Raw genomic sequence first — 9991 nt, 5'->3', positions numbered from 1 at the left:
TAGTCCAATGTGTTTTGTCTTTGCTTGCCACAACCTCCCTCTCTGGCCGACGGTGGACGATAAATGGGCTTGCTATGCCGGATGTTCTGGCGGCACGAACTACATCAGCCAGGCCACCATCAACTTTAATTTTAAGAAATGACCTGTTGCCGAAGCTTTCTGTTTTGCGTGAGATGATCAGCAGGTAACCATTGGAAATCTCATCAATGTCATGGTCTTAAATTTGGGGGATAGGTCAATAGGTCAGGTTTAACCTATAGTTTTTTTCTGTATGGTCATGCAGGGCAAAATAGCAGGCCTGTAGCTGCTTATCGTTAATCAATGCCTGTTGAACACTGTCTACCACCGCAGGTATTGATTGTGGTTGCAGCATAGGCAAAGTAGGGGAAACTACTGCAATTTTGTCTATCAGGCTGGCGCTTGGGTTGGATGCCGACAAAGCCGCAATTTTAGATCTCGCTTGCTGAAATTTCGGCTCAATGCTGCGAAGCAGCTGCTTGGGTAATACGGTTTTCATGGTGCCTTCAACCATTTGCAGACTAATGGCCTCAGCAATGCTTACACCCGGAATATCAACAGCAGCATTATCCATCCAGCGCCATAGATAGGTGTTGGCGGATTCATCACTGATCAAAGGAAAAATACAGGACAGCTCTTGCAGATCTCGCTCTACTGTTCTTTTGGACACCTCAAATCCTGCATCTTTAAGTAAGTGACACAGCTGCAAGGCTGAGCAACCAGGATCGCGGGTAGGCAACAGCTTTAGCATTTCCCAGTGTCTGCTCAGGGTGTTTCTGGCTTTGATGGCTGACATAGAGCATCCGTATGAGGGTTTAACTTACACCATTATCTGATTATGTAATCGCTAAAAAACAATGGCCTATGAGAGGTTTTGCTGGATTTTTTTAGAGTAAAAAACTGATCCTGGATCAGAATGGATACCAAATCATAGTTTACTGAACAAGGCATCTAAATCTTGTTGCCTGGGTGGACCGACTTAATTACTCAGCCTGCCAGCAGCTTGGTTCTTTAGCATGCCGTTAAAGCAGTTGCAAGCTTATCTCGCTTTAAAAGGCCAATTCGCGTACACTGCCCGGCTGATGATTAATACCTGTTGTATTAATCAGGCATCAATTCGGGAGAAACTGATGACAAAACCACTGTGGACTGTGGGTCTTGATGTAATAGTTATTGACTCAACCAGCGAATGTTATGGTCAGGTTGGGCATATAGTCCGGATATCTTCACCGGGAAACAGCTGCCGTTTGTCGGTAGACTTTGATGGTAGCGTCTTTGGTTTTGACCAGGACGACATCGAGGTCGCGTTGATCTAGCTTTATTCAGTTATCCTGATCTGTAGGGCTGCACTCGCTGCAAAACAGCGGTGCGCCAAACTCCATAGACTGTCGTCATTCAATAAGACGCTTTGATACAAGGTGAACCGCTGTTGCTACATAGGCAGCAAAAATTTAACCTGTATTTGTCGCCCCTCAACAGTATGAACGCAACAAAAACAGCCTCTATTTTTTCTGCACCCTTCGTTCTACAACCACAAACGTGCAGACAAAAACGACTCAAACAAACTAAAAAATGCAAATAAAATGGCAAACAACATCGCCAGCAAACTGGTATTGAGGGTAATTTTCAAAGCCTTGTACAAGCGGCGACGTTCAGTGCGTAGTTTGAGTGTGCTCTGACACAAAGGTGCCATGGATGCAAATAGTGCACTGAACATCCCTGTTTTATCTTCGGTTGTATTGGGCACTACAGTGCCTTTGATAATAAAACGGTATAACAAGTTAAAGAACCGGCCTAAAAGGTTCATCGGTCTTTCTACATCACACATCAATATTAATCTTGAGGCCTGAGTGTTGTTTTTGGCATGGTGCGGGTAGGTTTCATCAAAGACAAAATCCTGACCGTTTTGCCAGCTACAACATTCGCCATCCACACTGATGTAGCAGTGTTCAGAGTTTGGCGTGTCCAAACCTAAATGGTAGCGCAATGAACTGGCCATAGGATCTGAATGCAAGCTTAGCTCTGAGCCTGGCGGAAGAATAGAAAACATAGCGCCTTGCACTCCGGGCACTTGTTTTAGCAAAGCCAAAGTTTTGGGGCACAAGCGCTGCGCCGAATTGTGAGTGGTGCCGTACCACATCAGATAAAATTTGCTCCAGCCTCTTTTATAAAAAGTACGGAAACCCACATCGTAATAACCCGCTGAACCTGGTGTTTTTATCTGCTCAAAAATACCACTGGCCTGCAGTGCTAAGGCCTCATCCCTGATGATGTGCCAGTTGTCTCTCAGCACAGAGATATTCTGCAGATAAGTCGCATCCAATACCGGTTTACGGGCTTCTGCTTTTGTTGTCATATACAGCAGACAATTCAGCGGGGCAAATACAGGCCAGCTTTTTCGCAGATATTGCGAAAAAGATAGATAGCGGGCTTGTCCGCGCCAGCGATACACATAAACAACAGACAAGATGGAATACAGCACTAAGGCGGCGATAATAAAAAGGCTAAGATTCATTATAAGATCCGAATAAGTAAGATAAATATCAGGGTTGCCGTCTTCATAACGTCAGGTCACGCGGGACTGCAGACTGCTTGATTTGGTTACGCGATACCATGGATTTTAGCCATGCCACGCCGTCATCCACATAGCTGTACAGCACAGGGATCACCAGTACACTTAAAAAAGTTGAAGTAATAAGACCACCTATCACCACTATGGCCATAGGGGAGCGAAAGCTCGGGTCGCCGCCCATACCCAGGGCTATCGGCATCATGCCGGCCCCCATGGCGACTGTGGTCATCACTATAGGGCGAACCCTTTTGCGGCAGGCATCCACTATGGCTGCTCTTTGGCTGAGCTGGTATTCGCTGCGGGCGATAATGATGTAGTCAATCAGCAGAATAGAATTTTTAGTGGCTATACCCATCAGCATGATAAGACCAATCATGGCGGGCAAAGACAAAGTGGAGCCTGTGATAAAAAGCGCCAGAAAGGCACCAGGCACAGACAATACCAAAGCACTCAAAATGGTCATGGGCTGAAACACATCTTTTAATAGCAGCACCAGCACCATATAAATGCAAAGCACACCAGTCAGCATGGCAATGGCAAAACCTGTAGCTAATTCGCCCATCATTTCGGCATCGCCTAACACGTTCTGTGATACGCCATCCGGCATATTCTGCAGGCTGGGAAGGGCCAGTATGGCTTGTTCTACATCACCCAAAGGCAGGTTATTCAGCTCAACTTCAAAACTGATATTACGCATACGGTTGAAACGGGATATTTGCGAAGGACCACTGCTTATCTCCAAAGTCGCCACATTTTCAAGGGCTACAGGGCCACGTGCGCCAGGCACAGGTAAACGTTTGAGTTTATCAAAATCTGCACGTGCTTCATCATTCAGCCGTACGACAATAGGAATTTGGCGTTTGCTCAGATTCAGCTTGGCTAAATCCTGATCAAAATCACCCGCTGTCGCAATGCGTAATGTGTCGGCGATAGCAGCAGAGGTGACTCCTAAATCAGCGGCTTTGGCGAAGTCAGGTCTGACAATCAGCTCTGGCCTTACTAAGCTTGCGCTGGAAATCACTGCACCTATGCCGGCAATAGAGCGAAGGTCACGTTCAACCAGCAGCGCATGCTGCTCCAACACCCGGCTGTCTTCACTGGCAAGCAGCAGTGAATAGGTTTCGCCTGCACCCATACCTACTTTAATGCGGGCACCAGGCAGTACAGCAAGCATGTCACGAAGCTGCTGCTCAATCTGTTGTTTATGCAGGCCTGAACGTTCGCTGCGGTGTGTCAGAGTTAAAGTCAGTACAGCAGTAGCAACACCGGTGGCTGAACTGCCGCCTTCATCATCTGAACCAGAGCTGCCAGCGCCTATAGCTGTATAGACCTGTTTTACCTCTTTGTTTTTTGCGACTAGGGCACGGGCTTGTTCAGCCAGGGCTATGGTTTGCTGCAGTTTGGTTCCGGGTTGTAAAGTCAGAGTAATTTGGGTCTGCTGATTATCTTCTGCTGGCATAAAATCACCGGGCAGCAAAGTTGCCAGATACAATCCACCGATAAAAAAACCAAGAGCAGCTGTCGCTGTTATACGTCTGTGGGCTAAGCACCAGTGCATTAACTTCAGGTAGTAGCTGATCCAGGCCGGTTCCGGTTTTATCTGATGTGTAGGCGCTTTTAACAGGTAGGCGGCCATCATAGGCGTCAGCAGGCGGGCAACCAGCAAAGAAAACAGCACTGCCACTGCGGCTGTCCAGCCAAATTGCACAAAAAACTTACCTATAACGCCACTCATAAAAGCGGTGGGCAGAAATACTGCAATCAGCGTAAAAGTAGTGGCAACCACTGCTAAACCTATTTCATCAGCGGCTTCCATAGCCGCCTGAAAAGGTCGTTTCCCCATTAACAAATGCCGTTCTATATTCTCAATTTCAACTATGACGTCATCAACCAGTACACCAATGACCAAAGACAACGACAGCAAGGTCACCATGTTCAGGCTAAAGCCCATTAAGTGCATCACGGCAAAGGTTGGGATCACAGATAAGGGCAGGGCTGTAGCGGAAATAAAAGTAGCCCGCCAGTCGCGCAGAAACAGAAAGACCACAATCACAGCTAACAAGGCACCTTCGTACAGCAGTTGCATCGAGCCGTCGTAGTTTTCTGCCACAGGGTCGGTCAGATTAAACACCTCCGTCACCTGAAGGTCTGGTTTTTGCTGTTTTAGCTGCAGTAAGGCGGCACGAACACCAGCAGCCACTTCAAGTTCGCCAAAACCCAAAGCTCTTACAATTTCAAAGCCCAGCACGGGTTCGCCATTTAAAAAAGCGGCAGAACGTTGCTCTGATACGGTGTCAGAAATATCCGCTATCTGATCAAGCCGAATGCGGCGGCCATCGCTTAAGCTGATATCTAAAGAGGCGATTTCTTGCGCTGAACCCACAGTAGCAATAGTTCGTACCGACTGCTCCATACCACCAAAGTCGGTGCGACCACCTGATGCTTCTTGTTGGGTTTGGCGTAACTGGAGGGAAATATCGGCTGCTGTGGTATTAAAAGCCAGCAGTCGGGTTGGGTCTAAATCCACCCGTACTTCACGACTTACTCCGCCCACTCTGCTGACTGAGCCTACTCCCCGCACGGCCAGCAAGGTTTTACTGATGTCATTGTCGACAAACCAGGACAAAGCTTCGTCATCCATCTGCGCTGACGCAATGCTATAGGTCAGAATAGGGGAGCCGGAGAGTTCCACTTTTTTAATCACCGGGTCGCGTAAATCAGAGGGCAAGTCGGCTCTAACTCTGGAGACGGCATCACGCACATCATCCAGCGCTTCCTGAATGGCGCGCTCTAACCTGAATTCAATAGTAATAGTCACTTCACCTTCAATCAGGTGACTGTAGATATGGCGGACCCCTTGCACTGTGGCCAGAGCATTTTCAATTTTTCGCGATACATCAGTTTCAAGCTGTGAAGGTGATGCGCCTGGTAAAGAGGCTGTGACTGTGACGGTCGGCATTTCAAGATCAGGTAAGTCCTGAACTTTCATCGACTGAAAGCCTAAAATCCCCGCAAAGGTTAATAAAATAAACAGCAGTATGGCTGGAGTGGGATTGCGTATGGCCCAGCTTGATAGATTAAAGTTCATGTTGAGCTCCTACATCATTGGGCCAGGCTCGCCACCGGCATCACCAGTAAGCGAATGTGCCAAGGAGGGCTGAGGAGCAACAACTTTGATCAGATCACCATCGCCCAGGAAGGCACCGCCTGTTACAACGACCTGGTCTGATAGCTCCAGCCCCTGGGCAATTTCTATCCGATCTGCGTTGCGGCGGCCTGTTTTAACTTTGGTTTGAATGACTTTTGAATCTGCACCTATACGCAGCACGTAGCTAAAACCATCACGCAGTTGCACAGCACTTTGAGGCAAAGTGATGACTTCAGTGGCTGCCAATTCAAATTGACCTCGGGCAAACATGCCTGAGCGGGCGCTGCTGTTAGCAGCGTTTGCAGCAAGGTCGACATAGACCAAGGCATTGCGGCTTTGGGTATCGACCAGAGGCGACAGCATGCGCAACTTACCTTCAATACTGCTGCCATCCGCTAACGTCAGGTGGGCGGTTTGACCGGGTTGAAGTTTTGCCAGATCCTCTGATGACACTTCGGCCCGCCATTCAAGACGCCCCCCTCTGATCAGGCGGAATAATTCCTGCCCTGCGGGCAAGACAGCGCCGACAGTGGCTGTGCGGGCTGAAATAATGCCATGATCCGGTGCCAGCACTTGGGTTTGAGCCAAACGTAATTCCTGGGTTGTCACTCTGGCTTTGGCTGCTTCTAAACGAGCCAAAGCCGACTGAGCTGCCGTGACGTAGCGCTGAATTTGCTGGCTGGATAAAGCGCCGCTGTTTTGTAGTTCTGTTGTGCGTTTCAGGTCGGCTTTGGCTTCTGCATACAAAGCTTCAGCTTCAGAGCGCTCAGCCCGGCTTAAATCCAGTTCAGCTTGCACTGTGGCCGAAGCAAAACTAGCCAGCAGCTGACCTTTTTCAACGTTATCCCCTACATTGGCCCGCACTTCAGTCAGCCGAAGACCATCAGCTTCAGCACCAATACTGGCTTCCTGCCAGGCCACAATATTGCCGTGCGCCGATATCCTGACAGGCAGCATTTCAATACGGGCTCTGGTAGCTGTGACCGTCAACACTGGTTTTGCTGCAACCTTGGCTTGCTGCTGGCTATGCTGTGAGTCTGGCATAGCCAGGATCAAAGCAAAGGCAGTACCAAGTACAACAAGGCTTGAAATAAGCAGCAGCTTTGGTTTTTTCCTTGTCATTTTTTTGCTCCTTTTACCGAGCTGCTTGGGGAAAATAAGCGCTCTCCCGGATTGCATGGACAATAGCCATAGCTGACTGGAGCGGAGTTTGTAGGAGTAACTAATTGATAATAAAACACTTGTAGGTCTCATCCGTAGAGTAGCAAGGGTTGTACTATCGGATGGAATAGCTTTCAGGAAACTTACGACGGGAGAAAAGCAAAAAAATAAAATTAAACAGCTGTCGTAAGTATCGTGTAAGTCACAAAGATGAAAATGGCGCTGTTCTTAATCATCCATAAGGAAACCTTTATGCGCCCACAGTTGTTTAATGTTGATGTAAAACCTTCTGCGCGCGGCGTTACTGCTGCCATTGCTTTACTCGCTTTCCCTCTTGTTGCCGCAGAGTCACAAGATGAGCAGAGATCGTCATGGGGACTTGGTTTGGGTGTCATGTCCAACCAAAAGGCTTATACAGACAGTGATCGGGATACCAAGGTCATTCCTTTTCTTTCCTACGAGAATGAGTATATTGAGATCCTTGGACCAAATCTGAAGTACAAACTGCCTGGCATTACGCTGAACGATTCCAATGCATTTAACTTCGGTATCATTGGTAAATATGATTTTACCAACTACGAAGCTGACGATGCCCCTATTCTCAATGGTATGGAAGATCGCGATGGCGGTTTCTGGGCTGGTGCTGTGGCCGAATGGCAAAATAATATCGCTACCGTCAGTCTTGAGTTTCTGACCGAAGTCGCCGGAGACAGTGAAGGCAGCATGGTTAATCTTGGTTTCGAAAGAACCTGGCACTTTGGTGACAACTATATGCTAACGCCCCGTGCTGTGTTTAGCTGGGTGGATGAAAGTTATGTGGACTATTACTACGGCGTTCGTACCGATGAAGTCACAAGCGGCCGGACTTTTTATCAGGGCGAAGCAGGTTTAAATACCGAAATAGGATTACGTGGTGGTTATATGTTTAATCAAAAACACATGATATTTTTGGATTTTGCCGTCACCAGTCTGGCGGATGAAATCAAAGACAGCCCGCTGGTCGATAGCTCAACAGAAAGCCAGGTGTCTTTGGCTTATATCTACCGCTTCTGATGAATCGCATTCTTCTGCTTGAAGATCATAAACGCTTAGCCCTGCTGATCAGCAAGGGCTTAGCGCCCGCTGGCATAGTGGTTGATACCTTCGAGCGTATTGATCATGCCTGGCATGCTTTGCAACAAGTGCCTTATCAGGCCATGGTGCTGGACAGGGGCGTGCCTGATGGTGATGGTTTAACTTTGCTGCAACGGCTCAGAGCAGCGGGTAATAACATACCCTGTCTGGTGCTGACAGCCCGCAATGCGCTGCACGACAGGGTCAATGGTTTAGAAGCTGGTGCTGATGATTACCTGGCCAAACCTTTTGCTATGGAAGAGATGGTGGCGCGGGTCAAAGCTTTGTTGCGACGGCCTGTCGAATTTCAGTCGCTGGATCCTGTTTGCGGTGACTTACTGCTACAAACTGCTTCTAACCTGATTTGTTGTGCAGACAAAAGCCAGTTGTTGGCTCAGGCAGAGATGCAGGTGTTAGTGGTTTTAATGCGAAAGCAGGGGGAAACAGTCCGGCATAATTTACTCGAAGCCGCGGCCTGGGGCTTAACTGACGCAGTAACTCCTAATGCCCTGGATGTGGTTTTACACCGTATTCGTAAGAAGTTACTTGCCGTAGGCTCGCGCCAGCAGATCGTCAATGTCAGAGGAGTAGGCTATGCGCTTGTTAAGTCGTAAACATCGCAATAGCATCAGTGTCAAAATGCAACTCGCTTATGTGGCTGGCATGATCCTTAGCGTCAGTCTGATTGCTTTAGTGGTGTTGGCAGCTCTTGGATTTCAGAGCAATATTTTGTCCGAAAACGATATCAACGATTTTTCCGCCGAACTGGCGGAAAATCTGCACTTTAACGCAGAAGGTATACCAGTTCGGGTGGCAGACGAAGAGTACCTATGGTTGTTTGAGAGCTTGTATAACGAAATAGCTTTCAGAGTTCTGGACCAGAACGGGCGGGTTGTATTGGCCTCTCAAGCAGCACCCCAGTTTTGGGCTGGCGCTGAGCTGCTGCCATTAAAAGCAGGGCCTTTTGAGTTCCAACAAAATGGCATCATGATGGATGCCGCCAACGGAGTCAGGGTGCACAATGGCAAAACCTGGTTTTTTCAGGTTGCTGTCAGCAGACGATTTATGTTTTTCGCTCATGATACTTTTGCCTTACGTTTTATTGAGAATGGACTGATTTTATTGTCTATCGTGCTGTTTGTTATCTTTGGTGCCTGTGTGCATTTTGCCCTGGGTTATACTCTGCGGCCTTTGCATAAAGTATCGCAAGCAGCCGCTTTAATATCGCCACGCTCTCTACAGGAACGTTTGCAGGAAGACCATGTGCCGACGGAAATAGCACCTTTGGTCCGGAGTTTTAATGTAGCTTTAGACAGACTGGAGCGGGGGTACCGTTTGCAGCAGGAGTTTTTGGCCACAGCAGCACATGAACTCAAGACACCACTGGCGTTGATCCGTGCCCAGCTTGAATTAATGCCGGAAAATGAAGAACGTGACTGGTTATTAAGTGATGTAAAGTACATGTCACGTCAGGTACAACAGTTGTTGTTGTTAACCGAAGTCAGCGAAGAGCAAAACTATAAATTCTCTACTGTGCAGCTATCTCAGATTGCAGGCGAGGCCTTGTCTTACCTGCAGCGAATGGCCGACGCAGCGTCTGTAAGGCTAAGCTTAAATGATCAAAGCGACGGGGCAGAGTGGCAAGCGGATAAAGGCGCCTTGTTTACCTTATTGAAAAACTTAATCGAAAATGCGATTCAGCATGCGCCAGCAGGCACAGAAGTGCTGCTTACTTTATCCCCTGACAGCTTCACGCTCAGAGATTTTGGGCCGGGCGTGACAGAGGATGAATTACCGCAGCTTTTTAATCGTTTCTGGCGCGGAGCACATCGGCTGGATAGTGGTGCAGGTTTGGGTTTAGCTATCTGTCAGGAAATTGCAGTGACACATCTGTGGACTTTGTCTGCACACCGCGCAGAACCAGGTCTTTTATTTGTGTTATCACGTTCTTTTAAAACAGCACAGACTTAATTGGACAG

Annotated in this window: 8 protein-coding genes; 4 read left to right on the top strand and 4 right to left on the bottom strand. The window is 48.1% G+C overall.

Features of this window, described 5'->3' with window-relative positions; all coding sequences use genetic code 11:
• Nucleotides 1–235: 235 nt before the first annotated feature.
• Nucleotides 236–814, bottom strand: coding sequence for a helix-turn-helix transcriptional regulator (locus LSG37_RS08645; RefSeq protein ID WP_233079488.1), 579 nt, complete (start codon nucleotides 812–814; stop codon nucleotides 236–238).
• Nucleotides 815–1148: 334 nt separating this feature from the next.
• Here LSG37_RS08645 and LSG37_RS08640 point away from each other — a divergent pair, with 334 nt between their 5' ends.
• On the top strand, nucleotides 1149–1334 hold the full coding sequence (locus LSG37_RS08640) for a hypothetical protein (RefSeq protein WP_008899526.1): 186 nt from the start codon (nucleotides 1149–1151) through the stop codon (nucleotides 1332–1334).
• Between the two features lie 209 nt (nucleotides 1335–1543).
• Here LSG37_RS08640 and LSG37_RS08635 read toward each other — a convergent pair whose 3' ends face one another.
• Genes LSG37_RS08635 through LSG37_RS08625 form a run of 3 tightly spaced genes read right to left on the bottom strand, consistent with a single transcriptional unit; the run spans nucleotide 1544 to nucleotide 6860 of the window.
• Entirely contained in the window at nucleotides 1544–2533 is a 990-nt protein-coding gene (locus LSG37_RS08635; RefSeq protein WP_233079487.1) for an aspartyl/asparaginyl beta-hydroxylase domain-containing protein, read from the bottom strand.
• 43 nt (nucleotides 2534–2576) lie between these two features.
• The gene (locus tag LSG37_RS08630; RefSeq protein WP_233079486.1) at nucleotides 2577–5678 is read right to left on the bottom strand and encodes an efflux RND transporter permease subunit; all 3102 of its coding nucleotides are present in this window, start codon (nucleotides 5676–5678) and stop codon (nucleotides 2577–2579) included.
• Between the two features lie 9 nt (nucleotides 5679–5687).
• Nucleotides 5688–6860: an efflux RND transporter periplasmic adaptor subunit gene (locus tag LSG37_RS08625; RefSeq protein WP_233079485.1), complete on the bottom strand. Its 1173-nt coding sequence runs from the start codon at nucleotides 6858–6860 to the stop codon at nucleotides 5688–5690.
• A 249-nt stretch (nucleotides 6861–7109) separates the two neighbouring features.
• Between LSG37_RS08625 and LSG37_RS08620 the strand changes: the two genes are divergently transcribed.
• From LSG37_RS08620 to LSG37_RS08610, 3 genes are read left to right on the top strand one after another with little or no spacing between them, the layout of a single operon-like run.
• Nucleotides 7110–7952: a MipA/OmpV family protein gene (locus tag LSG37_RS08620; protein WP_233079484.1), complete on the top strand. Its 843-nt coding sequence runs from the start codon at nucleotides 7110–7112 to the stop codon at nucleotides 7950–7952.
• Complete coding sequence (locus LSG37_RS08615) at nucleotides 7952–8626, top strand: response regulator transcription factor (protein WP_233079483.1); 675 nt, start codon at nucleotides 7952–7954, stop codon at nucleotides 8624–8626. The genes LSG37_RS08620 and LSG37_RS08615 overlap by 1 nt, the downstream gene beginning before the upstream one ends.
• On the top strand, nucleotides 8607–9983 hold the full coding sequence (locus tag LSG37_RS08610) for a sensor histidine kinase (RefSeq protein WP_233079482.1): 1377 nt from the start codon (nucleotides 8607–8609) through the stop codon (nucleotides 9981–9983). The genes LSG37_RS08615 and LSG37_RS08610 overlap by 20 nt, the downstream gene beginning before the upstream one ends.
• Nucleotides 9984–9991: the final 8 nt, after the last annotated feature.

Source organism: Rheinheimera soli (assembly GCF_021290985.1).
Taxonomy (GTDB): Bacteria; Pseudomonadota; Gammaproteobacteria; order Enterobacterales; family Alteromonadaceae; genus Pararheinheimera; species Pararheinheimera soli.
The sequence above is the reverse complement of the archived record's forward strand: the minus strand, read 5'-3'. Positions and strand labels throughout refer to the sequence as shown.

Excerpts from the sequence above, each read along its gene's own strand:
- LSG37_RS08645 (WP_233079488.1), bottom strand. The coding sequence starts at position 814 with ATGTCAGCCATCAAAGCCAGAAACACCCTGAGCAGACACTGGGAAATG.
- LSG37_RS08640 (WP_008899526.1), top strand. The coding sequence starts at position 1,149 with ATGACAAAACCACTGTGGACTGTGGGTCTTGATGTAATAGTTATTGAC.
- LSG37_RS08635 (WP_233079487.1), bottom strand. The coding sequence starts at position 2,533 with ATGAATCTTAGCCTTTTTATTATCGCCGCCTTAGTGCTGTATTCCATC.
- LSG37_RS08630 (WP_233079486.1), bottom strand. The coding sequence starts at position 5,678 with ATGAACTTTAATCTATCAAGCTGGGCCATACGCAATCCCACTCCAGCC.
- LSG37_RS08625 (WP_233079485.1), bottom strand. The coding sequence starts at position 6,860 with ATGACAAGGAAAAAACCAAAGCTGCTGCTTATTTCAAGCCTTGTTGTA.
- LSG37_RS08620 (WP_233079484.1), top strand. The coding sequence starts at position 7,110 with ATGAAAATGGCGCTGTTCTTAATCATCCATAAGGAAACCTTTATGCGC.
- LSG37_RS08615 (WP_233079483.1), top strand. The coding sequence starts at position 7,952 with ATGAATCGCATTCTTCTGCTTGAAGATCATAAACGCTTAGCCCTGCTG.
- LSG37_RS08610 (WP_233079482.1), top strand. The coding sequence starts at position 8,607 with ATGCGCTTGTTAAGTCGTAAACATCGCAATAGCATCAGTGTCAAAATG.